The organism is Paracoccus sp. TD-10 (assembly GCF_048270675.1).
Taxonomy (GTDB): domain Bacteria; phylum Pseudomonadota; class Alphaproteobacteria; order Rhodobacterales; family Rhodobacteraceae; genus Paracoccus; species Paracoccus pantotrophus.
Window position 1 is genome coordinate 985,870 of the sequence record NZ_CP182418.1, and the last position, 24,744, is coordinate 1,010,613.

Sequence of the window (24,744 nt, forward strand, 5' to 3'; positions counted from 1 at the left end):
TGCTTGCCGGACCAATCCGAAAGACAGTCACACATGAACAGTTTCCTCGACATCCATACCACCGACAGGTCCGATCTGCGCGACATGATCGATTCCGCGCGCCGGATGAAGGATGCGCGCAACGGCCAGCCCAAGGGTGCGCCCGACGCCGATTTGCCGCTCAGGAACCGCATGGTGGCGCTGATCTTCGAAAAGCCCTCGACCCGGACCCGCGTCAGCTTCGACCTGGGCGTGCGGCAGATGGGCGGGCAGACCATGGTGCTGTCGGGCAGCGAGATGCAGCTGGGTCATGGCGAGACCATCGCCGATACGGCGCGGGTGCTGTCGCGCTATGTGGACCTGATCATGATCCGCACCTTCGAAGAGGCGACGCTGCTGGAGATGGCGGAATATGCCAGCGTTCCGGTGATCAACGGGCTGACGAACCGCACCCATCCCTGCCAGATCATGGCCGATGTGATGACCTTCGAGGAGCATCGCGGCCCCATTGCCGGCAGGAAGGTGGTCTGGTCGGGCGACGGCAACAATGTCTGCTGCTCGATGATCCATGCCGCCGGGCAGTTCGGCTATGACTTCACCTTTACCGGCCCGCCGACGCTGGACCCCGAGCGCGAGGCGCTGGAGTTTGCCCGCGCCCAGGGCGTGCAGGCGGTGATCGAGCGCGATCCGGTCAAGGCGGTCGAGGGCGCCGACCTGGTGGTGACCGATACCTGGGTGTCGATGCACGACCCGCAATCGGCGCGCGAGCGGCGGCACAACCAGCTGCGCCCCTATCAGGTGAACGAGGCGCTGATGGCGCGTGCCAAGTCTGATGCGCTGTTCATGCATTGCCTGCCCGCGCATCGCGACGACGAGGCGACCAGCGCGGTGATGGACGGTCCGAACTCGGTCATCTTCGATGAGGCCGAGAACCGGCTGCATGCGCAAAAGGCCATCATGCGCTGGTGCCTGGGTCTTTGACCCGGTCCGCAGCGCATCCCGATCCTTTCAGGGCCGCCGGGAGGTGGGGGCCCTGCGCCTGTGGCAGGGATGTCATGTGTCAAAACCTTTGATCTACGGCGTCAAAAGGTTTGAGCCCGTTTTTCGTGGGATCAGGTGGGAATACCCATGCGCGTTGCAGGCAGTGGTCCTATGCCAGCAAGATTTGAGAGCGGCACCATACATCCGTGAGGCCGCTCCGCTGCTTCCAGTATGCGCTCGATGAGTTGTTGAGCCTTTGGACCCCGCCATTGTCCCAACAGCGATGCCCGGGCGTTTTGCATTTTCACGCCCGATTCTTGGCACCAAGCGTGCAGCGATGTGCCGCGAGCAGCAAAAGCCACGCAGATTTTGAGATGGTGCGCGGGAAGATTGGCATGATAGGTGTTAGAAGCTGAAAAAGCGCCCTCATCAGGTCATATTATAACCTAATGAGGTATAATGAGCCACTCCGCGATCATTGGGCGGGCTCTGGGGTGACTTAAGCCGCTCTCTGGCTCTGCCGGTCGGTTTCGCTCTGGTTGACGCAGACCGCGGCGGGCGGCTGTCCGCCATGGGCGGTGCGAGGCCGCTCTGGTGGCTGCAGAAGGCGATCCATCTGCCGGCGCCGGCCTTGGCCTGCGCGCCGGTCTCCCAGGCGTGCGGGTAGGCGCATTCATGCATCAGGGATCGCCGGAGGCGCTCGATGAAGACGGTGTCGAGACAGCGCCCCTGCCATCCATCGAGATGCGGGTGCCGGCCCGTTTCAGCCGATCAACCCAAGCGCAGGACGTGAACTGCGAAGCTCGATCGGCGTTCATGATCTCGGGTGGGCCACAGTGGTGGACCGCCTCGTTTCGGGCCGCAACGCAGAAATCCGCCGCCGGCGTGTTCGAGATGCGCCAGGCCAGCAGCTTGCGGGGGAACCGGTCCATGACGGCGACCGGGCAGAGGCAGCCCCGCCGCATCGGCAGGTCGGCGATGCCGGCGCACCCGACCTGGTCGGGTTGCTCGACCCGCCCCCCCAGCGGATAGGGATAGGTCTTGCGCCCGGGCGCGGGCCTGCTGGCAGCGGGTTTCCGGCGGATCGGCATCAAGCGCATGAGCCGCATCAGCCGCCGGCTGCGCGTGACGTTCACGGCATGGCCTTCGTTGTGCAGGGGCCGGGTCATCTGCTGCACGCCGTCATCTGCTGCACGCCGTAGCAGGGCGTTTCCGGAAACTGCCGGTCGATCAGCCGCATAGGGGCGAGGTTCATCCCGGTCTCGTCCCTTGCTGCGCAACAGGACGCGGACCGCGGGATCGAGGACCGCGGGATCGACAGCAGGCGGCATGGCGCCCCGAGCGACAGCGCGGGACGGGAGCGTTCAATCATCGCGTTCGGGATCGGCCTTGAACCGGTGGCGGCTTCGATCCCTCGTCACTGGCCGGTCCAGGGCCTGGGCTTTCCGGACAGGAAGCGTTGGCGCCGGCCGGCTCCCCGATCCGGGCGTGCAGCGACCGCATCGTGGCCTCATCGATCTCGGCCTTCTTCCCGCCGCGTTCGAAGATGTCCGATGCCCCTTCGAGCAGCGCCTTCTTCCATTGATGGATCATCGTCGGGCGCACGCGGTATTCCGCGGCCAGCTCCGGCACGATGCGCCCGCCCTTCGCGGCCTCCGGCGCACCCGAGCCTTGAAGCCCGCGTCATGGTTCCTGCCTTTCGGCATCGTCCGATCCCCTCGTCCCTGGAGACCAGAAGACGGCGGATCGCAGCTTGCCTCACTGTCCGATTCTCGGCGGATGGCTCAATATGAACTGGTTGAGATCGCATGTCGTCGTGGTTTCCGGACCGTGGATGTGATCGACGACGATCTCGGCCGCTCCGCCAGCGGCATGGTGGCCCGGCCCGGCTTCGAGAAGCTTGTCACCGCCTTGTGCGCCGGGGAAGTCGGCGCCGTGCTCTGCTTTGACGCTTCGCGGCAGGCACGCAATGGCAGGGACTGGCACCACCTGCTCGAACTGTGCGGGCTTGTCGAGGCGCGTGTCATCGACCTCGATGGGCTCTCACGATCCCTGCCTGCCGAACGACCGCCTGCTGCTCGGCATGAGGGGTAGCATCAGCGAGTTCGAGCTCGGGGTGATCCGGGCGCGCATGCTTGACGCTGCCCGGGCGAAGGCGCGCCGTGGCGAACTTCGGATCAGCGTGCCGCTCGGTTACATCCGGCATCGCGAGACCGGCCTCGGCCTCGATCCTGACTTCCGGCTCCAGCAGGTCATCCGGCTGGTCTTCGAGCGGTTTCGCCAGCTCGGCAGCGCACGGCAGGCGCATCTGTCGCTGGCGGCGGAGGGGGTGGTCTTTCCACGCCCCTCGGACGGCAAGCGCCTGACCTCCTTCGACTGGACAGCGATCCGCTACCGCAACGTCATCGGGATGCTGAAGAATCCCTTCTACGCCGGGGCCTATGTCTATGGAAAGAGTGAGAAGCGCATCGAACTGGTCGACGGCCGCGCCCGCAAGTCCTACGGCCATGGCAAGCCGCCGGAGGCGTGGGACGTGTTGATCCGCGATCATCATGCCGCCTATATCGGTTGGGCGGAATACGAGCGGAACCGGATGCTGCTCGCAGCCAATGCCTATGGACGTGCGGGAGGATAGAAGTCCGGGCGGGGCGGCCGTGCCCTTCTTGCGGGCATGCTGACCTGCGGGCGCTGTGGCCGCGGCCTGGCGGTCGCCCCTGCCGGCGCCCCAGCCTAGGCGGTGTCTTCATTTAGGCGATCGCTGCCATTGCGCAGGCGAGGTCGACGAATGCCTTTAAGGAGGCGACGGTTTTCTCGCATCGGAGCGCGATCCGGCGGAATCGTTTGAGGCGGTTGAAGAAGCACTCCACAAGGTGGCGTTCCCCGGAGAGCGCCCGATCCAGCGGCCGGCTTCCGGCGCGGCTTCGGTTGCGCTTGATCTGTGCGGTGGCGCGCAGGTCGCCGGCGATGAAGCGGCGCAACGCCTCGGTGTCGTATCCGGCGTCGGCGATGACATGGCCGCCGCCCGCAAGGCCGCGGATCAGCCCCCGGGCCTGCGGGCTGTCGGCCCAATGGCCCGGCGTGATCGCGAACCGGACCGGGAGGCCAAGCGCGTCCACCGCAGCATGGATCTTGGTCGTCAGCCCACCCCGAGAGCGGCCGATGGCGTGAGCCTCAAGCCCCCGTTTTGCGAGGTCGCATCTGCGTGGACCTTGGAAATGGTGGCATCGACCAGCACATATTCGAAGTCGGGATCGGCGCTCAACTCCCTGAAAAGACGCTCCCAGACCCCGGCGCGGGACCAGCGGCGGAACCGGGTGTAGACGCTCTTCCAGTGCCCCAGTTCCGGCGGCAGGTCGCGCCAGGGCGAAGCACCTCGTGCCAACCACAGGATCGCGTCGATGAACAGCCGATTGTCCGCAGCGCTGCGGCCCCGATCACCAGCCTTGCCGGGCAACAGAGGCCCGATCCGTTCCCATTGCTCGTCTGTCAGCGTCCGCCTGCTCAAGATCGCCTCCGTTTTCGATCTTGAAACAGAACTCAGACAGTATGGGAATCCTTAAATGAAGACACTACCTAGCGCGGATTCGACTTAGTCCGGGTCATATCCGGCGGGCTCGAAGTAGTTCCGGCATTCCTCGGGGGTGAAGGCGGATAGACAGTCGGCGACGGCTGACCAGAGATCGTCAACGGTTCTGGCAGCGACCTTTCTGAGCAGTGCCTTGAGCTTGGAGAAAGCCATCTCGATGGGGTTGAAGTCCGGCGAGTATGGCGGGCGGAACAGGAGCCGTGCTCCAACTTTTTCGATGGCGTCGCGCACGCCGCTGATCTTGTGGGCGGGCAGATTATCCATGACCACGACGTCACCGGGGCGCAGCTCTGGTGCGAGCACCTGCTCGGCATAGGCGAGGAAGGCTGGTCCGTTCATTGGCCCATCGAGCAGCATCGGTGCCGCCATGCCAGATAGCCGCAGGCCCGCGGTAAAGGTGGTGGTCTTCCAATGTCCGTGTGGAATGGGCGCCCGGCATCGCTCGCCACATGGCGCTCGTCCTCGCAGCCGCGCCATCTTCGTGGATGCCGCGGTCTCATCGATGAAGATGAGCCTCTCGGGATCGAGATCGAGCTGGCCGTCGAACCAGGCTATGCGGCGGCGCAAGACATCGGGACGCTGCTGCTCTGAGGCATGCGCCGTCTTTTTTTGGCCGTCTTTTTTTGAACGTGATGCCGCGCCGGTCAAGAAACAGCCAGACCGTCGAGGGCGCCACCCGCACGCCGCGCTCGCCAGCAAGGCGCTCGCCGATCTCAGCAAGAGTGATGTCCGGTGTCTTCTCGATGAGGCCCGGAATGAAGGCCGCGTGCGTATCAAGCTTCGAGCGCGACGGCTGTCCCTGCTTGCGCGCTTCCATCTCGCCGGTCTCGCGATAGCGGCGATACCAGGCCCCGGCCGTCGAGATGCCGATGCGGAAGCGTCGTGCCGCCTCCCGCGTCGAAACCCCATCTTCGATCGCGGCAATTACCCGACCGCGAAGGTCTCCGCTCAGGCTCCTCGTCTCAGGCTCCTCGTCATCATCTCCTCCTGGCAAATCACAGGAGCAGTGAATCAGACATTGTTCATCGCGTGAATCCTCAAAGCGACCCGGTGTTGGTCAAATTCGCTCTAGGCGTCCGACCTATCGCTGCGATCGGCCCAATCTCATGCTCGGCCTGCTGCGCTGTCTCAGCTTCGGCGGATCCCGTGTGGACGCCGCGATCGCATCGGAGATACTGCGGGTGGTCGAGCCGATGGCGGTCGAGGCCGCGCTGGAGGCAGAGCGGATGCACAGGGAAGGAGAGGCCGAGCGCCGGCGCATAGCCGAACTCGGCCTGCAGCAGTCAGAATACGATGCTTCGCTGGCGGAACGGCGCTATGCCGCCTGCGACCCGGAGAACCGGCTTATCGCGGCCCAGCTTGAGAAGCATTGGGAAGCCATTGATTTTAAACACCCGAAAAACTGCAGAGTCTCAAACCTTTTGTCATCCATCATCACGCCGGGGGCGCGACTCCCCCGGGATATTTGGACAAGGGAGAATGACGGGGGGGCCGGGGCCGTTCAGTTCTCGCGGAAGGCACGGGTGAAGTAATCCGTCAGGGGCTTGGCCAGATAGGCCATCGGGCTGCGTTCGCCCGTCTGGACATAGACCTCGACCGGCATGCCGGGCATCAGGTCCAGCCCCTTCAGTTTTTCGGCCTCGGTGGCGGGGATCGTCACCTCGCCGCGATAATAGGGTACATGCGTGGCCGGGTCGACCAGGGTGTCGGGGGAGACGCGGCTGAGCATCCCGTCGATCTCGGGCGTGGTGCGCGACGAGAAGGACGAGAAGCGCAGCACCACCCTTTGTCCGGGTTGGACCTCGTCGATATTGATGGTGGCGATGCGGGCGGCGACCAGCAGCGGCCGGTCCTGCGGGATGATGAACAGGATCGGATCGGCCGGGCGGATCACCGAGCGCGGGGTGGTGATCTGCAATTCCTGTACCACGCCCGAGACCGGGGCGCGGATGTCCAACCGGGCGATGCGCTCGGCCAGCGCACGGCGGCGCTCGGCCAGTTCCAGCTCGCGATAGCCCAGTTCGCGCAGTTCGGTTTCGGCGACTTCGCGGCGGGTGGCGGTCTTTTCCAGCCGCGACAGGTCGATTTCGGCCAGCTGCGTCACGGCGCGGGCGCGGGTCGCCGTCGCCTCGCCCAGAAGCCCGTCGAGCCGGGCGGCCTCGCGTTCCAGCGCCAGCACGCGCGGGGCCTGCGCCAGGCCCTTTTCCAGCAAGGACCGCTGGTCGCGCAATTCCTGGGCGATGAAGCCGCGCTGCTGCTCCAGCGCCTGGGTTTGCGCGTCCACGCCGCCGATCTGCGACTGCACCTGTTCGGATTGCTTGGCCAATTGGCCCAGGGATTGTTCGAGCGTGTCGAGCCGGGCCTGGAACAGGCTGGCCTGCCCCTCCATCAGCGCGGCGAGTTCGGGGCGGTTGGCGGCGGCCTCGACCAGTTCCTGCGGGAAGGCGATCCGCTTGCGGTCGGCGCGTTCGGCCTCGAGCCGGCCGCGGCGGGCGAGGATCTCGAAATACTGGCCCTCGACGATGGCGAGCTCGGTCCCCAGAAGCGCGCCGTCCAGCCGGATCAGCGGCTGGCCGGCGGTCACGCTTTCGCCGTCATGGATCAGGATCCCGGCCACCACCCCGCCATCGGGGTGCTGGACGACCTGGCGGCGCTGCTCGACCTCGACCTGGCCGGGTGCGACCACAGCGCCGGCGATACGCGCGGTCCAGGACCAGAGCCCGAAGCCGCCGACCAGAACCAGCATCGCCGCCAGCCCCAGGATGACCGGGCCACGCGCCGACCAGTCGGGGCGCCTGGGCGGTGGGGATGGCCCCGGGGCCGGATGCGGCCCGGCGGAAACGCGGGCCACGTCGCCGGGCATGTCGTCGGCCGGCGCGCGGCCGGATCGGTTCGGATCGCTCATGTCACCCCTCCGCCGTGGCCCTGGGCACGGGCGATCTGCTCGGCGTTCTTGACCAGGGATTTCAGCACCTCGTCGCGCGGGCCGAACGCACGGCGCAGGCCCTGGTCCAGCACCAGCAGCAGGTCGCATTCGGTGATCGCAGCCGGGCGATGGGCCATGATGATGACGGCGCCGCCGCGCGCCTTGATGGTGCGGATCGCCAGGTTCAGCGCCGTCGATCCCTCATTATCGAGATTCGAGTTCGGCTCGTCCAGGACGAAGATGACCGGGTCGGCGTAAAGCGCGCGGGCCAGGCCGATGCGCTGGATCTGGCCGCCGGAAAGCTGCCCGCCGGCCTGGCTGACGCGGGTGTCGTAGCCCTGCGGCAGGTCCAGGATCATGCGATGCGCGGCGGCGGCCGTGGCGGCGGCGACGACGCGCTGCGGATCGGGCTGGGGCGAGAGGCGGGCGATGTTCTCGGCGATGGTGCCGTCGAACAGCGTGACCTGCTGCGGCAGATAGCCGATCAGCCGGCCGAGTGCGTCCGGGTCGTATTGGTCCAGCGTCGCCCCCCCGAGCCGGATCGAGCCCGAGGCGACGGGCCAGGCGGCGATCAGCGCCCGCGCCAGCGTGGTCTTGCCGGCGCCCGAGGGGCCGATCACCCCGAGCGCCTGGCCGGGGGCAAGGTCGAAGCTGACCCCGCGCAGCATCGCCGCGCCCTGGCCGGGGGGCACGACGGCCAGGTTGCGCAGCTCGAGCCGGGCCTCGGGCCGGGGCAGGGGCGTGCGCTGCGCGACCGGCGGGTGGCGCGACAGCAGCTCGGCCAGCCGTTTCCAGCCGTCCTGGGCGCGCTGGACCATGGACCAGCCGCCCACCACCTGCTCGACCGGGGCCAGCGCCCGGCCCATCAGGATCGACGAGGCGATCATGGCGCCCGGCGTCACCTGCTGGCGCAGCACCAGCCAGGCGCCGGCGGCCAGCAGCGCGCTTTGCAGAAACAGCCGGAAGGTGCGGGAGAAGACGGTGAAGCCGGTGGCGCGGTCGCTGGCGCGCAGCGTCGCCTCGGTCGCACGGTCGCGCGCCGCCTGCCAGCGGCGGAAGGCCGCCGCCCGCATGCCGAGCGAGCCGATCAACTCGCCCTCGTCGCGGTAGAGGTCGGACATGCGCTCGGCCGATTGCGCGGCGACGCCGGCCTGCTGCAGCAGATCGCGGCTGAGCCATTGGTTCAAGAGCGTCGCCGCGACCAGCACCGCCATGCCCGCCGTCGCCACCGCGCCCAGGATCGGGTGGAAGATGAAGACCGCTGCCAGGAAAAAGGGCGCCCAGGGCAGGTCGAACAGCGCCATCAGCACCGGCGAGGCGATCAGCCGCTGCACTGCCTCGAGGTCGCGCATGCCGCCGCGCACCACAAGGTCCGAGCCGGCGGCCTGGCCGTCCTGAAGCGCGGCGGTGAAGACCCGCCCCTCCATCCGGTCCTGGAAACGGGCGGCGATGCGGGACATCACGCGGTTGCGCGCCAGGTCGATCACCCCCATCAGCGTGAACAGGAACGCGACCAGCAGAAACAGGGCGGTCAATGTTTCGACCGAGCGGCTGGCCAGCACGCGATCATAGACCTGCATCATGAACAGCGGCCCGGTCAGCATCAGCAGGTTCACCGCAAAGGAAAACAGGCCGACAATGGCGTAAAGCTGCCAGGCCAGGCTGCGCGCGGATTGCAGTTCGCGCTGGCCGTCATGTCGCATCGGCGGCAAGGCCATGCCGGTTCCTTCCTCGTTACCATGACCGGGCTTGCCCGGAATCGCCCCAGCGCATATCCCAAAGCGCAGCCGTGAAACAGTCCGCCGCCGCCCCGCCGTCTGCCCCGAGGCGAATCGCCGCCGGTCCGACCAGTCTTAGCTTCAGAAGGTTATCAAAAGCTTGCCTGCGTGGAATCTCCCCCTGCTTCTTGTCGCGGCCGTCGTGCTGGTGGCCTGTTCGAACCGCGACGGTGACGGCATCCATGACCCTTACGAACCGATGAACCGCAAGGTCCATGCCTTCAACCGCGGGATCGACGCGCATGTCGTCAAGCCGCTGGGCGCAGGCATGTCGGGCGGCGAAGGGAGCGGGATCGGCAGCCATGTCGTCGCGGGCCTTGGCAATTTCGGCTCGAACCTGGCACAGCCGGGCAGGGTGGTGAACCACTTGCTGCAAGGCAAGCCGGGGCCGGCCGCGCGCATGACCCTGCGGTTCCTGGTGAACACGACGGTCGGGCTGGCGGGCTTTCTCGATCCGGCCGCCAGCGATTTCTCCCTGCCCGAGGAGGACACGGATTTCGGCCAGACCCTTGCCACCTGGGGGGTGGGCGAGGGGGCCTATCTGGAACTGCCGCTGATTGGTCCCTCGACCCAGCGCGATGCGGCGGGCCGCGTCGTCGATCTGGTCATCGACCCGATGCGGGGCTGGCTGAACCGCGACCAATACCTGATCGGCATGGGGGCACGCGTCGCCTCAAAAGCCGGTGAGCGGGGCCGTTTCGGCGATTCCGTCGATTCCATCCTGCACGAAAGCGCCGATAGTTATGCCCAGACGCGGCTGATCTGGTTGCAGCATCGCCGTCACGAACTGGGCGAGGAAGGAGAGCACATTGACCCTTATGCCGAATGAAACCCGCCGCGGGTTCCTGGGCCTGGTCGGCGCGGGGCTGGCCATCGCCGTCCGGCCCGCCTGGGCGCTGGACACCGGCGAGGCGCGGGCGCTGATCGAGAAATCCCTGGGCGAAGTCTATGCCGTGATCAATTCCGGCCAGCCGCCGGCGCAGATGTATCGCGCCTTCGAGGCGATCTTCGCGCGCTATGCCGATGTCGAGATCATCGCCCGCTCGGCCCTGGGTCCGGCGGCGCGCCAGGCCGGGGCGGCCGAGTTTGCGGCCTATCGCCAGGCGTTCCAGGGCTATATCGGGCGCAAATACGGCAAGCGCTTCCGCGAGTTCATCGGCTCGAAGATCGAGGTCACGGGCGCCAGGCCGGTGAAATCCTTCTTTGCCGTGACCTCGGTCGCCTATCTCAAGGGTCGCAGCCCGATGGAAGTGGAATGGCATGTCTCGGACAAGTCCGGGAAGAGCCGCTATTTCAACATCATCATCGAGGGGGTGAACATGCTCGCCTCGGAACGGGCCGAGATCGGGGCGATGCTGGCGCGGCGCAAGGGCGATCTGGCGGCGCTGACGGCGGACTTGCAGCAGGCAGGCTGAGCCCCGGCGCGCGTCCCGGCGCCAAGGACAAAGCGGCTTCTTCGTTCCCCAAATACCCACCGCGGCGGCGCGGCCGGGCGGGCACAGTGATGACGCCTGCGGCCTGCACGAAAAACAGGAAGGCCGGTCCCGCGGAACCGGCCGTTCCTCATTCCTGATAGACACCCTGGATGCCGCGCAGCGCCTGGGTCAGCGCGTCGTCGGCGCCGGGCGGCGGCATCTCGGCTTCGGGGCCGCTGGTGATGGTCTCGGCCGGGAAGGTGGGCGGGCCGCCGGGCGTCTGCACGCCGGGATCGGGCAGGGCGCGCCCGGCCCCGTCCCCCGGCTGCGTCTGATCCTGGCGCTGGCCTTGCGGCAAGGGCTGGCCAAGCGCCTCGGACAGCGCCGCGGCCAGGGGATCGGCCGCGCCATCGCCGCCGGTGCTGACCACCTGCGGGACGGCACTGTCCGGGTCGAAGGCGAAACTGCCCAGCGATTCGACCGGCAGGCCCTCGTGGATCTCGGCCATCACCGCCTGCCAGATCTCGGCCGGCAGCCCGCCGCCGGTCACGCCCTTCAGCGGCGTGTTGTCGTCATAGCCCATCCAGACGCCGGTGACATATTGCCCGGTGAAGCCGATGAACCAGGCGTCGCGATAGCTCGAGGTGGTGCCGGTCTTGCCCGCCGCCGGACGGCCCGACAGCCTGGCGCGGGTGCCGGTGCCGCGCTCGATCACCTGCTGCATCATGCCGATCAGCTCGCGCGCCGCCTTTTGCGAGATCACGCGCTGGCCCATGCCGCCGGCCTGGCCGATCAGCGCCTGGTCGTCGCCCTTGATGCGCAGCTCCACCAGGCCGTAGGGGCTGACGGCGGTGCCGCCGTTGCGGATGCCGGCATAGGCGCCGGTCATCGCCAGCAGCGTCGATTCCGAGACGCCCAGCCCCAGCGAGGGGCCGCTGGCCAGGTCGCTGGCAAAGCCGAAATCCTGCGCCACGCGGCGCACGGCATCGCGGCCGGCGATTTCCTGCAGGCGGATGGTGGCGGTGTTCAGCGATTGCGACAGGGCGCGGGTCAGCGTCACCTCGCCCGAATAGCGGCGGGTGTAGTTCTGCGGCGACCACGGTCCCGAGCCGCGCACGTTGATGGTCAGCGGCGCGTCCAGCACCGTGTCGTTCGGGCTGTAGCCCTGGTCCAGCGCGGCGGCAAAGACGAAGGGCTTGAAGCTGGAGCCGGTCTGCCGCTTGGCCTGGGTCGCGCGGTTGAAGGTGCCGGTCGCGGTATTGTCGCGCCCGCCGATCATGGCGCGCACGGCGCCGTCGGGCGACATCACCACCACGGCCGCCTGCGCCTTGGAGCCCTCGGCGACCTTTTCGTCGAAGATGCGCTTCAGCGCACGTTCGGCGGCGCGCTGCACGCGCTGGTCGAAGGTGGTGGTGATGGTGACGTCCTCGGTCGTCTCGCTGGTCAGGAAGCCGGGGCCGGATTCCATTACCCAATCGGCAAAATAGCCGCCGGCCCGCGCCGCCGCCGCCTTGGACAGCGCCGCCGGTTGCGCCTTGGCCTCGGCGAACTGCCTGTCGTCCAGATAGCCCTGGTCATGCATCAGCCCCAGGATCACCGTGGCCCGGTCCTGGGCGCGCTGCAGGTTCGAGGTCGGCGCGAAATAGCTGGGCGCCTTGAGCAGCCCGGCCAGCATCGCCGCCTCGGCCGCGTTCACCTCGGCGGCCGACTTGTCGAAGTAACGCTGCGCCGCCGCCTCGAAGCCGCGCGCCCCGGCACCCAGATACGAGCGGTTCATGTAGATGTTCAGGATGTCCTGCTTGGAATACTTGAACTCCATCGCCAGCGCATAGGGCACTTCCTTGACCTTGCGCCAGATCGAGGACTTGCGGCACTCGGCCTCGAACTCGGCCTCGGATTTCCAGCGGATCGGGTCGAAGCTCTCGCCCAGGCACAGAAGCTTGGCGACCTGCTGGGTGATGGTCGAGCCGCCGTTGCCCTCCAGCGGGCCGCGGCCGGCGGCCAGGTTGATCTTGATGGCGCTGGCGATGCCCTGCGGGTCCACGCCCGGATGGCGATAGAATCGCTTGTCCTCGGTGGCGACCACCGCGTCCTTCAGCACCGGTGCGATCTTGTCGGCGCTGACCATGCCGAAAGTTTCGCCACGCCAGGCAAAGACCCGGCCCTCGGTGTCCAGCATGGTGACGGAACCGCGGGCACGGCCGTCGAAAAGCGCCGCAGGTTCGGGCAGCGTGGTGTAATAATAGAAGCTGGCGGCCAGCAGAATCAGCGCCACCGTCAGCCCCAGCCGCCAGAAGGCGCCCCAGATCACCCGCCAGACCAGCGCGATGATTCCGGCGATTCCCCGCGTCACCACATTGCCGCCGCGCCGCCGCCTGGGGGGCTTGCCAGGGGATGATCCGCCGGTTCGTTTCTGCGCTTTCTGAGGGGCTTGGTCGAAATTGCGCTTGTCCGCGACGATGCGGCCCTTGCCGGTCGGTTTCTTCATGCCTGCTTTCCTGCCCGGCCGATTGCTCCGGCCCATTGGCGCGCAACATACATCAAAGCCAGGGGCTTGAGAACCGAGATGACCTATCAGTGAACTGCCCCCGCAGGCTGCAGAACCCGGCATTCCTGCCCTTATTTCGTGCAGGCGAGGGGCGGGCCGGGCCGAAAGCTGCACAAACCTTGTGCCTGGAGGGGGGCGGCGGGTTTCCTGACCGGGACATGGAACTGCTGCAACGCAGAAAGAAGGTGCAGGAAACATGATGAGACCTACCGCGATCAAACCCATGATCCCGGCGCTCGCCCTCCCGCTGATCGGGCTGGCGGTGCCGGCCCTGGCGCAGGATGCCGAGGCCCCGGCGGCGACCGTCGAAACCGTCGTCGAGACCCTGGCGCCCATCGTCGACAAGGGCGACACGACCTGGATGATGATTTCGGCCATCCTGGTCATGGCCATGTCCATTCCGGGGCTGGCGCTGTTCTATGGCGGGCTGGTGCGGGCCAAGAACATGCTCTCGGTGCTGATGCAGGTCTTCACCATCTTCTGCATCATGTCGATCCTGTGGGTCTGTTTCGGCTATTCGCTGGCCTTCACCGGCGCCGGCTCGGCCGAGGAGGCGACCTGGCTCACGCCCTTCATCGGCGGCCTCTCCAAGGCGTTCCTGGCGGGGGTGGACAGCGCGTCCCTTGCCGAGACCTTCACCACCAATGTCTATGTGCCGGAATATGTCTTCATCATCTTCCAGATGGCCTTCGCCTGCATCGCGCCGGCGCTGATCGTCGGCGCCACGGTCGAGAGGATGAAATTCGCGGCCGTGCTGGCCTTCGTGGTGATCTGGTTCTTCTTCTCCTACCTGCCCATGGCGCATATGGTCTGGTGGTGGGGCGGGCCCTCGGCCTATGACGCGCCGGGCGGCTTCCTGTTCGGCCATGGCGACCTGGACTTCGCCGGCGGCACGGTCATCCACATCAACGCCGGCGTCGCCGGGCTGGTGGCGGCGCTGGTCGTCGGGCCGCGGCTGGGCTACGGCAAGGAGTTGATGGCGCCGCACAACCTGCCCTTTACCTTCCTGGGCGGCTGCCTGCTGTGGATCGGCTGGTTCGGCTTCAACGCCGGCTCGAACATGGAGGCCACCGGCACCGCCGCCATGGCGATCCTGAACACCACCGTCGCCACCGCCGCCGCCGCGCTGGCCTGGGCCTTCGGCGAATGGCTGCTGCGCGGCCACCCCTCGCTTCTGGGCGGGGTCTCGGGTGCCATCGCCGGCCTCGTCGGCATCACCCCCGCCGCCGGCTTCGTCGGCCCGATGGGCGCCATCGTCATCGGCCTGGCCGCGGGCTTCCTGTGCATGTGGTTCGTCGTCAGCCTGAAGGCGAAGCTGGGCGTGGACGAAAGCCTGGACGTGTTCGGCATCCACGGTATCGGCGGCATCGTCGGCGCCATCCTGACTGGCGTCTTCGCCGCGCCGTCGCTGGGCGGCTCGGGCATCTACGACTATGCCACCGAATCGGTCGTGGCCGGCTATGACATCGCCGGCCAGGTGATGACCCAGACGTTGGGCGTGACCGTGGCGGTGGTCTGGTCGGCCGTGGTCTCGTTCATCGCGCTGATGATCGTTAAGGCGGTGATCGGCCTGCGCGTCTCGGGCGGCGACGAGCGGCAGGGCCTCGATGTCACCACCCATGGCGAGAACGCCTATAACAGCTGAGGCAGGGCTTCAGGCAAAAGGAAAAGCCCGGCTTCTTGCCGGGCTTTTTCGTCGGCGCGGGGCTTGATGGTCAGGACAGGCGCGAGACCACGAAATCCGCCAAGTCCGCCAGGATGCGGCGCAGGGGCTGGTCGGGCGCGGCTTGCAGCGCCGCCTTGGCGCGGCCGGCCCAGGCGATGGCATCGGCGCGGGCGGCCTCCAGCGCCTCGCGGCGGCGCAGGATCTCCAGCGCAGTGGCCAGGTCGGCCTCGTCCTGCCGGCCCTGGCCGATGGTGCGTTCCCAGAAGGCGCGCTCGGCCTCGTCGGCGCGGGCGATGGCCTTGATCACCGGCAGAGTCAGCTTGCGCTCGCGGAAATCGTCGCCGACATTCTTGCCGATCGTGGTGGTCGAGCCGCCGTAATCCAAGAGGTCGTCGACGATCTGGAAGGCGATCCCCAGCGCATCGCCGTAATCGAACAGCGCCCGCTGCACCGCCGGGTCGGCGCCGGCCACCACCGCGCCTGCCTCGGTCGCGGCGGAAAACAGCGCCGCTGTCTTGCCGCGCACGATCTGGATATAGGTGTCCTCGGTGGTCGAGACGTCCTGCGCGGCGGTCAGCTGCAGCACCTCGCCCTCGGCGATGGTGGCGCTGGCATTGGCCAGGATGCGCATGACCTGCATGCTCTCCGTATCCGCCATCAGCTGGAAGCTGCGCGCGAACAGGTAATCGCCGACCAGCACGCTGGACTTGTTGTCCCACAGCAGGTTGGCCGTCGGCCGGCCGCGCCGCTGCCGGCTTTCGTCGACCACGTCGTCATGCAGAAGCGTTGCGGTATGGATGAACTCGACCGCCGCGGCCAGCAGCACATGGCTGTCGCCGCCATAGCCGCACAGCCGCGCGGCCGCCAGCACCAGCATCGGCCGCAGCCGCTTGCCGCCGGCCTCGACCAGATGCGCGGTCACTTCCGGAATGCGGGGGGCGTGGCGGCTGGCCATGCGTTCGCGGATCAGCGCATTGACCCGGCCCATATCCCCGGCCAGTTCCACGGAGAGCCGGTCGAGCGGCTTGGAGACGTTTTCGTTCATGCCCATCAGCGATCCCCTTTCGCTGCCAGCCATTGCCACGCCATGGACACATGCGCAACAGCCGCGTAACTTTGCTGTGTCATGAAAGAGCTTCTGCGCACCACCGATCCACTTCTCATCACCCGCGCCGCCGACCTGCTGGCGGCCGAGGGGATCCATGCCTTTCCGCTGGACCAGCACATGAGCGTGCTGGAAGGTTCGCTGGGCATCCTGCCGCGGCGGCTGATGGTGGCGGATCGCGACCTGTTCATGGCGCGCGCCATCCTGCGGGACAATCGCATCCATCATGACTGAACTGCGCGAGGACGGATTCCTCGGCGGCCGGCTGCGCATTGCCCAGCCCGCGCAGGGCTATCGCGCCGGGGCGGATGCGGTGATGCTGGCGGCGGCCTGCCCGGCGCGACCCGGCGACAGCGTGCTGGAACTGGGCTGCGGGGCAGGGGCGGCGCTGTTGTGCCTGGGCGCGCGGGTGCCGGGCCTGCGGCTGGCCGGGCTGGAACTCCAGCCGGCTTATGCCGAGCTGGCGCGACGCAATGCCGCGGCCAATGCCATTCCGGCCGAGCTGCATGAGGGCGACCTGGCCCGGATGCCTGCCGCCCTGCGCGGCCAAAGCTTCGACCATGTGATCGCCAACCCGCCCTATTTCACCGGCGGCCCGCCGGCGCCCGATGCCGGCCGCGGCCGCGCCCGGCACGAGGCCACGCCCCTGCCGCTGTGGATCGAGGCCGGGCTGCGCCGGTTGCGGCCGGGCGGCTGGCTGACGCTGATCCAGCGCAGCGAGCGGCTGGCCGAGATCCTGGCCGCGCTTTCGGCCGCGGCCGGGGCGATCACGATCCTGCCGGTCGCGGCGCGCGAGGGGCGCGAAGCGGGGCGGATCATCGTCGCCGCGCGCAAGGGCGCGCGGGCGCCGCTGCGCCTGCTGTCGCCCTTTGTCATGCATGCAAAACCGTTACATTCGGCCGATGAAGAAGACCTGACCGGGGCCGCACAGGCGGTTTTGCGCGAGGGTGCGGCACTTTCGCTCGGCGGGCCGAATTTTCGGTGACAATGTGACGATTCTATGCTGCAATCCCTTGGTTCGATCAATCCAAGAGGAGGACGGAATGTCGGTTGAATCCCATGTGCAGGAGCTTCGCCGCAAACATCAGTCACTTTCGAACGCCATCGAGGCCGCGCATCGCAGCCCCGGCACGGATGACCTCACCATCGCCCGGATGAAGAAGGAAAAACTTCGCCTCAAGGAAGAGATCACGCGCCTGTCGCATTGACCTGCGGCGCGGGCGGGCCCGTGCCCGCCCGAAGGCTAGGACCATGGAATGAGAAACGGCCCGCGACATCTCGCGGGCCGTTGCCTGTCGGGGGAGCCGGCTCAGACGAAGAACTGGCCGCCATTGGCGCTGATGGTCGAGCCGGTGATGAAACCGGCATCCTCGGAAGCCAGGAAGACCACGCAGCGCGCGATTTCCTCGGGCTCGCCCAGGCGGCCGACCGGGATCTGGGGGATGATGCGCTCGTTCAGCACCTTCTCGTCGATGGCGCGGACCATCTCGGTGCCGATATAGCCGGGGCAGATCGCGTTCACGGTGATGCCGGCACGGGCGCCTTCCTGGGCCAGCGCCTTGGTAAAGCCCAGGTCGCCTGCCTTGGCCGCCGAATAGTTCGCCTGGCCGGCCTGGCCCTTCTGGCCGTTGATCGAGCTGATGTTGACGATACGGCCGTATTTGCGGTCGCGCATGCCCGACCAGACCGGATGGGTCATGTTGAACAGGCCCGTCAGGTTGGTGTCGATGACCTCTTTCCACTGCTGGGGGGTCATCTTGTGGAACATCGCGTCGCGGGTGATGCCGGCATTGTTGACCAGCACGGCGATGGGGCCAAGCTCCTCCTCCACCTGCTTGATGCCCGCCGCGCAGGCGTCGTAATCCGCCACCGACCATTTGTAGGTCTTGATGCCGGTTTCCTCGGTAAAGGCGCGGGCGGCATCGTCATTGCCGGCGTAATTCGCCGCGACCGTATAGCCGGCCTCCTTCAGCGCCTTCGAGATTGCCGCGCCGATGCCGCGCGACCCGCCGGTCACAAGGGCCACTTTTGCCATTTTTCGTCCCCCTTTGAAAATGGTCGTGAAATTGTGTTACCGAACTGGCACGGCGCGCGCAAGATAGTTGCGCGCGCCTTTTCGGGTCAGGGGCGCTCGAGGCACAGGGCGACGCCCATGCCGCCGCCGATGCACAGCGTGGCCAGGCCCTTTTTCGCGTCGCGGCGCTGCATTTCGAACAGCAGCGTGTTCAGGATGCGGCAGCCCGAGGCGCCGATGGGATGGCCGATGGCGATGGCGCCGCCGTTCACGTTCACGATCGAGGGATCCCAGCCCATGTCGCGGTTCACGGCGATGGCCTGGGCAGCGAAGGCCTCGTTCGCCTCGACCAGGTCCAGGTCGCCGACCGACCAGCCGGCCTTTTCCAGCGCCTTGCGGCTGGCGGGGATCGGGCCGGTGCCCATGATCTGCGGGTCCACACCGGCGGTCGCATAGGAGGCGATGCGGGCCAGCGGCGTCAGGCCGCGGCGAGCGGCCTCGTCCTCGGTCATGACCAGCACGGCGGCGGCGCCGTCGTTCAGGCCCGAGGCATTGCCGGCCGTCACCGTCCCCTCCTTGCTAAAGGCGGGGCGCAGCTTCTCCATTGCCTCCAGCGTGGCGCCGTGGCGGATGTATTCATCGGCATCGACCACCGTCTCGCCCTTGCGGGACTTGATGGTCACGGGCACGATCTCGTCGGCGAACTTGCCGGCCTTCTGCGCAGCCTCGGCCTTGTTCTGCGAGGCGACGGCGAACTGGTCCTGCTCGGCCCGCGAGATTTCCCATTTGCCGGCGACGTTTTCGGCCGTGGTGCCCATGTGGTAATCGTTGAAGGCGTCCCAGAGCCCGTCCTTGATCATGGTGTCGAGCATCTTCATGTCGCCCATCTTCTGCCCGGCGCGGATATAGGCGGCATGGGGTGCCAGCGACATGGATTCCTGGCCGCCGGCCACGACGATCCTGGCGTCGCCCAGCAGAACCTGCTGCGCCGCCAGCGCCACCGTACGCAGACCCGAGCCGCAGACCTGGTTGATGACCCAGGCCGCCGATTCCCGCGGGAAGCCGGCCTTGATATGCGCCTGGCGGGCGGGGTTCTGGCCCTGGGCGGCGGTCAGCACCTGGCCCAGGATGGTTTCGGACACTTCGGAAGGATCGATTCCGGCGCGCTCGACGACCGCTTTCAGGACGATGGCGCCAAGCTCATGCGCCGGCAGGTTCGCAAAGGATCCCAGAAAGCTGCCGACGGGGGTGCGGGCAGCGGAAACGATTACGGCTTTGGTCATGACGGGCTCCTTCCCAGATGGCCGAAAATATTCGGTTACAGGAAGACTGTTTGCCGTTTCGTTACCCGAGGTCAAGCGGACTTGATGCTGTGCTGCTGCCAATAGGCGGCATGGCCGCGAGGCTTGGGCGCCCGTTCGCGCAGGCCGGCAAGCCGCGTGGTCGTGACGCCTGCCAGGCCGATCCGCGCCGGCCGGCCGGTCGGTCGGGAAATCGTCCGCCATCGCTCTGGACCGCGGGCCAGGGCGCCGCCGGTCACCATGGCGGCGGCGGGCATTTCTACCGCAGGGTGAATCGGGTTCAGCTGCGCCGGGCGGCGGTGCTGGGCGATTTCCAGGGCGGCACGATGGTCGGGGCGCCGAAATAATAGCCCTGCAGGCAGTCTATGCCCATGTCGATCAGGAAGGCCGCGTCCTCGGCCGTCTCGACCGATTCCGCGACGGTGAACATGTCGAAATGCCGGGCAATGGATTGCAGTGCCCGCGCCAGCACCTGGTTGTCGCGCTGCGTGGCGATATCGCGGACGAACTGTCCGTCGATCTTGACCATGTCGAAGCAGAAATCCCGCAGGTAGCGGAACGAGGTATAGCCGGCGCCGAAATCGTCCAGCGCGAAGCTGACGCCCTGGGCCTGCAACTCCTGCATGAATTGTTCGACCAGCTCGGGCATGCCCATGGCCGAGCTTTCGGTGATCTCGAGGATCAGCCGCTCGGCGATGCTGACATCCCCGGCGATGCCCTTGCGCAGGGTGCGCAGCCAGGCCGGATAGCCGATGGAGCGCGCCGACATGTTGATCGAAAGCCTGAGCGAGGGCGCTTCGGCCAGGGATTTCAGCCCCAGCGACAGCGACAGGCAGTCGATCTGCCGTCCCAGTTCCGTGGTTTCGGCCAGCGGCAGGAAATCGCGCAGCGGCACGATGCGCCCGGTTTCATCGATGATTCGGATCAGCCCCTCGTGGAAGGCTGCGTGGTCGGTGCGATCCGCCTGCACCACCGGCTGATAGGCCAGGACGGCGTCGCCGCGCGAGACCGCCCGCCGCACCGTCGCCATTGTCACCCGCGCCTGCCGGTCCACGGCGAAATCCAGCGGAGAGCCCATTTCCAGTCGCGAATCGATTTTGTCGGTCATGCCAAGACTCCTGTCATCCACGGCACTCTGGCGATCATCTCCTAAGATCGCGTAAACTGAAGCCGCATTCTCGACTCGAGGTTAACGGATCCTTGCCCGACCTGTCCGAACGCTGCGCCTGGTGCGGCTCCGACCCGCTTTACGTCGCCTATCACGACCATGAATGGGGCGTGCCGGAATACGATTCCCGCGCGCTTTGGGAAAAGCTGGTGCTGGACGGTTTTCAGGCGGGGCTGAGCTGGATCACCATCCTGCGCAAGCGCGAGGCCTTCCGCGAGACCTTCGAGGGCTTCGACCCCGAGCGCGTCGCCGCCTGGGGCGAGCCGCAGATCACGCGCGCCCTGCAAAACCCCGGCATCATCCGCCATCGTGGCAAGATCGAGGCCGCCGTCCGGGGCGCCCGGCTGTTCCTGGAGATCGAGGCGGGCGAGGGGTTCTCGCCCTTCATCTGGTCCTTCGTCGGCGGTCGGCCGATCCAGAACCATTTCACCGCCATGAGCCAGGTTCCCGTCAAGACCGCGGAATCCGAGGCCATGGCCAAGGCATTGAAAAAGCGTGGCTTCAACTTCTGCGGGCCGGTGATCACTTATGCCTTCATGCAGGCCTGCGGGCTGGTCAACGACCACATGACCCATTGCCCGGCCCATGCCCGCGTCAAGGCGCTGTCGCCTGCCTGACCAGTTCCTTGGCCGCCTCCGAGGACCAGTCGGCGCCGCCGATCAACCGGGCGATCTCGTTGCCGTCGCGGTCGATCAGCACCGTCACCGGCATGCCCATCACCCCCATTTCGCGCGCAAGTTGCTGGCGCGGGTCCAGATGCACCGGCAGATGGGTGATGCCTTCCTCGTCCAGGAATTTCCTGACCGCGGGCGGCGGGTTGTGGCCGGCGGCAATGGCCAGGACCTCGAAATCCTCGCCGCCCATCTCGGCCTGAAGCGCGTCGAGCGAGGGCATTTCCTCGCGGCAGGGGGCGCACCAGGTGGCCCAGAAATTCAGCAGCACCACCTTGCCCCGCCAGTCGGCCAGGCTGTGCGTGCCGCCCTCGGGGTCGGTGAAGCCGGTTGCGGGCACCGGGGTCGGATCGGTGGGCGCCAGCTTGGCAAGCCCGCCGTCACGGGCGGCCTGCCAGTCGATTTCGCCGGCAAATGCCGGGCCGAAACCCGCATTTGCACCGATCAGCAGCGCCGTATAAAGAACCAGCCAACGCATTCCACCCCCCGAAGGACAAGTCATGACCGAGCAGCCCACCACCGCCAACCAGATGTGGGGCGGACGTTTCGCCGCAGGCCCGGACGCGATCATGGAGGCGATCAACGCCTCGATCGGCTTCGACCGGCGGCTCTATGCCCAGGACATCCGGGGCAGCCGCGCCCATGCCGCGATGCTTGCGGCACAAGGCATCATCAGCACTAGCGATGCCGAGGCGATCGGGGAAGGGCTGCTCACGGTCTTGTCAGAGATCGAGGCGGGCGACTTCCCCTTCTCGACCGCGCTGGAAGATATCCACATGAACGTGGAATCGCGGCTCAAGGAGATCATCGGCGAGCCGGCGGGGCGGCTGCACACGGCGCGGAGCCGCAACGACCAGGTGGCGACCGATTTCCGGCTCTGGGTGCGCGACCAATGCGATGCGGCCATCCAGGGGCTCGATGCGCTGATCCGCGTCGCCCTGTCGCAGGCCGAGCGGGGCGCGGATTGGGTCATGCCCGGCTTTACCCATCTGCAGACGGCGCAGCCGGTCACCTGGGGCCATCACATGATGGCCTATGTCGAGATGTTCGGCCGCGACCTGTCGCGTTTCCGGGACGCGCGCAAGCGCATGAACGAATCGCCCCTGGGCGCCGCCGCCCTGGCCGGCACCGGCTTTCCCATCGACCGCGAGGCGACGGCGCGCGCGCTTGGCTTCGACCGGCCGATGGCCAACAGCCTGGACGCGGTCAGCGACCGGGATTTCGCGCTGGAGTTCCTGTCCTCGGCCGCGATCTGCGCCGTCCACCTGTCGCGGCTGGCCGAGGAGCTGGTGATCTGGTCCTCGGCGCAGTTCCGTTTCGTCACCATGTCGGACCGCTTCTCGACCGGCTCGTCGATCATGCCGCAGAAGAAGAACCCCGACGCGGCCGAGCTGATCCGGGCCAAGATCGGCCGCATCCTTGGGGCGGCCGTGGCGCTGTTCGTGGTGATGAAGGGCCTGCCCTTGGCCTATTCCAAGGACATGCAGGAGGACAAGGAGCAGGTCTTCGATGCCGCGGACAACCTGATGCTGGCCTTGGCGGCGATGACCGGGATGCTGTCGGACCTGACGGCGAACCGCGAGCGGCTGGAGGCGGCGGCGGGCTCGGGCTTTTCCACCGCGACCGACCTGGCCGACTGGCTGGTGCGCGAGGCCGGGCTGCCCTTCCGCGACGCCCATCACGCGACCGGCGCGCTGGTCGCCATGGCCGAGCAGGCCGGCATCGACCTGCCGGAGCTGACGCTTGAGCAGATGCAATCGGTCAACCCCGCGATCACCGCGGATGTCTATAACGTGCTGGGCGTGCATAACTCGGTCGCCTCGCGCATGTCCTATGGCGGCACCGCACCCCGGCAGGTGCGCGCCCAGATCGCCCGCTGGAAAGAGAAACTGGAGGAGAAATCCGCATGACGCAGCATCTGCTTTTGGCCGCTTTCGCGCTGATCCTGGCAAGCCTGGCCGCTTGCGGCGTCGACGGCGCCCCGACCCGTCCCGAGCCCGCCCGCGAAACCGTGCCGGAACCCGGCGTGCATATCAGCGGAGAGGCGCGTTTCGGTGTCGTCACGCAGCTCTGAGCTGACGCCGCTGCGGCTGGCCTGGGCCGCGCTTGCGCTGGCCGGCCTGGTGGCGGCGCTGTGGCGGGGCGAGGCGTCGTGGCAGGGCGCGGGCGGGTCCGAGCTGGTGGCACACGCAACGCTGGCGCTGTGGTGCCTGGTCGAGACCATGCAGCGCCGCAACTGGGCGGCGCTGCTGACGCTGCCGGCGCTGGCGCTGGGGATCGGCTTTGCGCTGCCGCTTTATCTGTTCATCCGCTCTCGCAGGATCACCTGATGGATCACTTCAACTATGTCGATGGCTGGCTGCATGCCGAGGAGGTGCCGCTGGCCCGCATCGCGGCCGAGGTCGGCACCCCGGTCTATGTCTATTCCACTGCGACGCTGACCCGGCATTTCAAGCTGTTCCAGCAGGCGCTGGATTGGACCGACCACCTGGTCTGCTTTGCGGTCAAGGCGAATTCGAACATCGCCGTGCTGAAGCTTCTGGGCGACCTGGGCGCGGGCATGGACATCGTCTCGGCCGGGGAATATGCGCGGGCCAGGGCGGCAGGTGTGCCGGGCGAGCGAATCGTGTTCTCCGGCGTCGGCAAGCTTGAATCCGAGATGCGCATGGCGCTGGAAGGCGGCGTCCGCCAGTTCAACGTCGAATCCGAGCCGGAGCTGGAATTGCTGTCGCGCGTCGCCACCTCGATGGGCGTCGAGGCGCCGATCGCCGTGCGGGTGAACCCGGACGTGGATGCCAGGACGCATGAGAAGATCGCCACCGGCAAGTCGGAAAACAAGTTCGGCATCCCCATCGCGCGGGCGCGCGAGGTCTATGCCCATGCCGCGCGCCTGCCCGGCATCCGGGTGGTCGGCATCGACATGCATATCGGCAGCCAGCTGACCGACCTGGAGCCCTATCGCCAGGCCTATGCCAAGATGGCCGAGCTGACCCGCGCGCTGCGCGCCGACGGCCATGCCATCACCCGGCTCGACATGGGCGGCGGCCTGGGCATCCCTTACCGGCGCGACAACAACGCGCCGCCCCTGCCGATCGAATACGGCCAGGTGATCCGCGACGCCGTGGGCGACCTGGGCTGCGAGATCGAGATCGAACCGGGGCGCAACATCGCCGGCAATGCGGGCATCCTGCTGGCCTCGGTGATCTACCTGAAACAGGGCGAGGGGCGGGATTTCCTGATCCTCGACGCCGCCATGAACGACCTGATCCGGCCGGCGATGTATTCGGCCCATCACGACATCGTCCCGGTGCGCGAGCCGGCGCCGGGGGCGGAGGCCGCGCCCCATGACGTGGTCGGCCCGGTCTGCGAGACCGGCGACACCTTCCAGAAGGCGGTCGATCTGCCGGTGCTGGGGCCCGGCGACCTGGTGGCGCTGCGCTCGGCCGGGGCCTATGGGGCGGTGATGGCCTCGGAATACAATTCGCGGCCCTTGGTGCCCGAGGTCCTGGTCAGCGGCGATCAATTCGCCGTCATCCGGGCGCGACCGACGCTTGAGGAAATGCTGGGACGCGATACCATCCCGGAATGGCTTTAGGTATCGCTTCC

Annotated in this window: 27 protein-coding genes; 15 read left to right on the forward strand and 12 right to left on the reverse strand. The window is 67.3% G+C overall.

Going from position 1 to position 24,744, the window contains the following annotated elements; translation table 11 throughout:
- Positions 1 to 33: 33 nt before the first annotated feature.
- Positions 34 to 960: an ornithine carbamoyltransferase gene (gene argF / locus ACNKFW_RS04850; protein WP_024845710.1), complete on the forward strand. Its 927-nt coding sequence runs from the start codon at positions 34 to 36 to the stop codon at positions 958 to 960.
- 680 nt (positions 961 to 1,640) lie between these two features.
- Here the strand turns inward: argF and ACNKFW_RS04855 are convergent.
- Both ACNKFW_RS04855 and ACNKFW_RS04860 read right to left on the reverse strand, forming a co-directional pair.
- Complete coding sequence (locus ACNKFW_RS04855; RefSeq protein ID WP_211331210.1) at positions 1,641 to 2,129, reverse strand: DDE-type integrase/transposase/recombinase; 489 nt, start codon at positions 2,127 to 2,129, stop codon at positions 1,641 to 1,643.
- A 199-nt stretch (positions 2,130 to 2,328) separates the two neighbouring features.
- A complete protein-coding gene (locus tag ACNKFW_RS04860) occupies positions 2,329 to 2,592 on the reverse strand; it encodes a hypothetical protein (protein WP_167521755.1) in 264 nt (87 codons plus the stop codon).
- A gap of 198 nt (positions 2,593 to 2,790) precedes the next feature.
- Here ACNKFW_RS04860 and ACNKFW_RS04865 point away from each other — a divergent pair, with 198 nt between their 5' ends.
- Positions 2,791 to 3,054: a recombinase family protein gene (locus ACNKFW_RS04865; protein WP_244314540.1), complete on the forward strand. Its 264-nt coding sequence runs from the start codon at positions 2,791 to 2,793 to the stop codon at positions 3,052 to 3,054.
- Positions 3,044 to 3,595, forward strand: coding sequence for a recombinase family protein (locus tag ACNKFW_RS04870; protein ID WP_208852065.1), 552 nt, complete (start codon positions 3,044 to 3,046; stop codon positions 3,593 to 3,595). The genes ACNKFW_RS04865 and ACNKFW_RS04870 overlap by 11 nt, the downstream gene beginning before the upstream one ends.
- Before the next feature lie 112 nt (positions 3,596 to 3,707).
- Here the strand turns inward: ACNKFW_RS04870 and ACNKFW_RS04875 are convergent.
- Together ACNKFW_RS04875 and ACNKFW_RS04880 are read right to left on the reverse strand one after the other, a co-directional pair.
- Positions 3,708 to 4,465 (reverse strand): IS5 family transposase gene (locus tag ACNKFW_RS04875; RefSeq protein ID WP_418024772.1). Its coding sequence is split into 2 segments (ribosomal slippage): positions 3,708 to 4,150 and positions 4,150 to 4,465, totalling 759 coding nucleotides; the frame shifts between segments, so codons are not numbered across the junction.
- A gap of 84 nt (positions 4,466 to 4,549) precedes the next feature.
- Positions 4,550 to 5,540, reverse strand: a protein-coding gene (locus ACNKFW_RS04880; protein WP_418024774.1) for an IS630 family transposase whose coding sequence is annotated in 2 segments (ribosomal slippage) — positions 4,550 to 5,173 and positions 5,175 to 5,540 — 990 coding nt in all. Because the reading frame shifts where the segments join, the coding sequence is not laid out codon by codon here.
- A gap of 112 nt (positions 5,541 to 5,652) precedes the next feature.
- Between ACNKFW_RS04880 and ACNKFW_RS04885 the strand changes: the two genes are divergently transcribed.
- Positions 5,653 to 6,078, forward strand: coding sequence for a hypothetical protein (locus ACNKFW_RS04885; protein WP_024845051.1), 426 nt, complete (start codon positions 5,653 to 5,655; stop codon positions 6,076 to 6,078).
- On the opposite strand, the gene ACNKFW_RS04890 is transcribed toward ACNKFW_RS04885, so the two are convergent.
- Positions 6,048 to 7,451 (reverse strand): HlyD family type I secretion periplasmic adaptor subunit, encoded by a 1,404-nt coding sequence (locus ACNKFW_RS04890; protein WP_024845050.1) that lies wholly within the window; start codon positions 7,449 to 7,451, stop codon positions 6,048 to 6,050. The two genes, ACNKFW_RS04885 and ACNKFW_RS04890, sit on opposite strands and share 31 nt — an antisense overlap.
- A complete protein-coding gene (locus ACNKFW_RS04895) occupies positions 7,448 to 9,190 on the reverse strand; it encodes a type I secretion system permease/ATPase (protein WP_024845049.1) in 1,743 nt (580 codons plus the stop codon). Before ACNKFW_RS04895 ends, ACNKFW_RS04890 begins: the two co-directional genes overlap by 4 nt.
- A gap of 160 nt (positions 9,191 to 9,350) precedes the next feature.
- On the opposite strand from ACNKFW_RS04895, the gene ACNKFW_RS04900 reads away from it, so the two are divergent.
- Together ACNKFW_RS04900 and ACNKFW_RS04905 are read left to right on the forward strand one after the other, a co-directional pair.
- Positions 9,351 to 10,079: a VacJ family lipoprotein gene (locus ACNKFW_RS04900; RefSeq protein WP_024845048.1), complete on the forward strand. Its 729-nt coding sequence runs from the start codon at positions 9,351 to 9,353 to the stop codon at positions 10,077 to 10,079.
- Complete coding sequence (locus ACNKFW_RS04905) at positions 10,069 to 10,665, forward strand: MlaC/ttg2D family ABC transporter substrate-binding protein (RefSeq protein WP_024845047.1); 597 nt, start codon at positions 10,069 to 10,071, stop codon at positions 10,663 to 10,665. Before ACNKFW_RS04900 ends, ACNKFW_RS04905 begins: the two co-directional genes overlap by 11 nt.
- A gap of 148 nt (positions 10,666 to 10,813) precedes the next feature.
- On the opposite strand, the gene ACNKFW_RS04910 is transcribed toward ACNKFW_RS04905, so the two are convergent.
- Entirely contained in the window at positions 10,814 to 13,153 is a 2,340-nt protein-coding gene (locus ACNKFW_RS04910) for a transglycosylase domain-containing protein (protein WP_147427735.1), read from the reverse strand.
- A 259-nt stretch (positions 13,154 to 13,412) separates the two neighbouring features.
- On the opposite strand from ACNKFW_RS04910, the gene ACNKFW_RS04915 reads away from it, so the two are divergent.
- Complete coding sequence (locus tag ACNKFW_RS04915; RefSeq protein ID WP_197029443.1) at positions 13,413 to 14,858, forward strand: ammonium transporter; 1,446 nt, start codon at positions 13,413 to 13,415, stop codon at positions 14,856 to 14,858.
- A 70-nt stretch (positions 14,859 to 14,928) separates the two neighbouring features.
- Here ACNKFW_RS04915 and ACNKFW_RS04920 read toward each other — a convergent pair whose 3' ends face one another.
- Positions 14,929 to 15,930, reverse strand: coding sequence for a polyprenyl synthetase family protein (locus ACNKFW_RS04920; protein WP_024845044.1), 1,002 nt, complete (start codon positions 15,928 to 15,930; stop codon positions 14,929 to 14,931).
- A gap of 75 nt (positions 15,931 to 16,005) precedes the next feature.
- Here ACNKFW_RS04920 and ACNKFW_RS04925 point away from each other — a divergent pair, with 75 nt between their 5' ends.
- Genes ACNKFW_RS04925 through ACNKFW_RS04935 form a run of 3 tightly spaced genes read left to right on the forward strand, consistent with a single transcriptional unit; the run spans position 16,006 to position 17,192 of the window.
- Entirely contained in the window at positions 16,006 to 16,218 is a 213-nt protein-coding gene (locus ACNKFW_RS04925) for a DUF2007 domain-containing protein (RefSeq protein WP_024845043.1), read from the forward strand.
- The gene (locus ACNKFW_RS04930) at positions 16,211 to 16,969 is read left to right on the forward strand and encodes a tRNA1(Val) (adenine(37)-N6)-methyltransferase (RefSeq protein WP_418024778.1); all 759 of its coding nucleotides are present in this window, start codon (positions 16,211 to 16,213) and stop codon (positions 16,967 to 16,969) included. The genes ACNKFW_RS04925 and ACNKFW_RS04930 overlap by 8 nt, the downstream gene beginning before the upstream one ends.
- A 58-nt stretch (positions 16,970 to 17,027) precedes the next feature.
- Entirely contained in the window at positions 17,028 to 17,192 is a 165-nt protein-coding gene (locus ACNKFW_RS04935) for a YdcH family protein (RefSeq protein WP_072461905.1), read from the forward strand.
- 101 nt (positions 17,193 to 17,293) lie between these two features.
- Here ACNKFW_RS04935 and ACNKFW_RS04940 read toward each other — a convergent pair whose 3' ends face one another.
- The 3 genes from ACNKFW_RS04940 to ACNKFW_RS04950 form a co-directional block, all read right to left on the reverse strand.
- Positions 17,294 to 18,019, reverse strand: a complete 726-nt coding sequence (locus ACNKFW_RS04940; RefSeq protein ID WP_024845041.1) for a beta-ketoacyl-ACP reductase — start codon at positions 18,017 to 18,019, stop codon at positions 17,294 to 17,296.
- Positions 18,020 to 18,105: 86 nt separating this feature from the next.
- On the reverse strand, positions 18,106 to 19,281 hold the full coding sequence (locus tag ACNKFW_RS04945; RefSeq protein WP_024845040.1) for an acetyl-CoA C-acetyltransferase: 1,176 nt from the start codon (positions 19,279 to 19,281) through the stop codon (positions 18,106 to 18,108).
- A 298-nt stretch (positions 19,282 to 19,579) separates the two neighbouring features.
- Entirely contained in the window at positions 19,580 to 20,407 is an 828-nt protein-coding gene (locus ACNKFW_RS04950; RefSeq protein ID WP_024845038.1) for an EAL domain-containing protein, read from the reverse strand.
- A gap of 92 nt (positions 20,408 to 20,499) precedes the next feature.
- Between ACNKFW_RS04950 and ACNKFW_RS04955 the strand changes: the two genes are divergently transcribed.
- Positions 20,500 to 21,084, forward strand: a complete 585-nt coding sequence (locus ACNKFW_RS04955) for a DNA-3-methyladenine glycosylase I (RefSeq protein ID WP_147427737.1) — start codon at positions 20,500 to 20,502, stop codon at positions 21,082 to 21,084.
- On the opposite strand, the gene ACNKFW_RS04960 is transcribed toward ACNKFW_RS04955, so the two are convergent.
- Positions 21,062 to 21,616: a TlpA disulfide reductase family protein gene (locus ACNKFW_RS04960; RefSeq protein ID WP_024845036.1), complete on the reverse strand. Its 555-nt coding sequence runs from the start codon at positions 21,614 to 21,616 to the stop codon at positions 21,062 to 21,064. The two genes, ACNKFW_RS04955 and ACNKFW_RS04960, sit on opposite strands and share 23 nt — an antisense overlap.
- Positions 21,617 to 21,638: 22 nt before the next feature.
- Between ACNKFW_RS04960 and argH the strand changes: the two genes are divergently transcribed.
- From argH to lysA, 4 genes are read left to right on the forward strand one after another with little or no spacing between them, the layout of a single operon-like run.
- Positions 21,639 to 23,048 carry an argininosuccinate lyase gene (gene argH, locus ACNKFW_RS04965; protein ID WP_024845035.1) on the forward strand — a complete coding sequence of 470 codons (1,410 nt, stop codon included), beginning with the start codon at positions 21,639 to 21,641 and terminating at the stop codon, positions 23,046 to 23,048.
- Positions 23,045 to 23,212 (forward strand): hypothetical protein, encoded by a 168-nt coding sequence (locus ACNKFW_RS04970; protein WP_024845034.1) that lies wholly within the window; start codon positions 23,045 to 23,047, stop codon positions 23,210 to 23,212. Before argH ends, ACNKFW_RS04970 begins: the two co-directional genes overlap by 4 nt.
- Positions 23,193 to 23,468 (forward strand): DUF2834 domain-containing protein, encoded by a 276-nt coding sequence (locus ACNKFW_RS04975; RefSeq protein WP_147427738.1) that lies wholly within the window; start codon positions 23,193 to 23,195, stop codon positions 23,466 to 23,468. Before ACNKFW_RS04970 ends, ACNKFW_RS04975 begins: the two co-directional genes overlap by 20 nt.
- Positions 23,468 to 24,733, forward strand: a complete 1,266-nt coding sequence (gene lysA, locus ACNKFW_RS04980) for a diaminopimelate decarboxylase (RefSeq protein WP_147427739.1) — start codon at positions 23,468 to 23,470, stop codon at positions 24,731 to 24,733. The genes ACNKFW_RS04975 and lysA overlap by 1 nt, the downstream gene beginning before the upstream one ends.
- Positions 24,734 to 24,744: the final 11 nt, after the last annotated feature.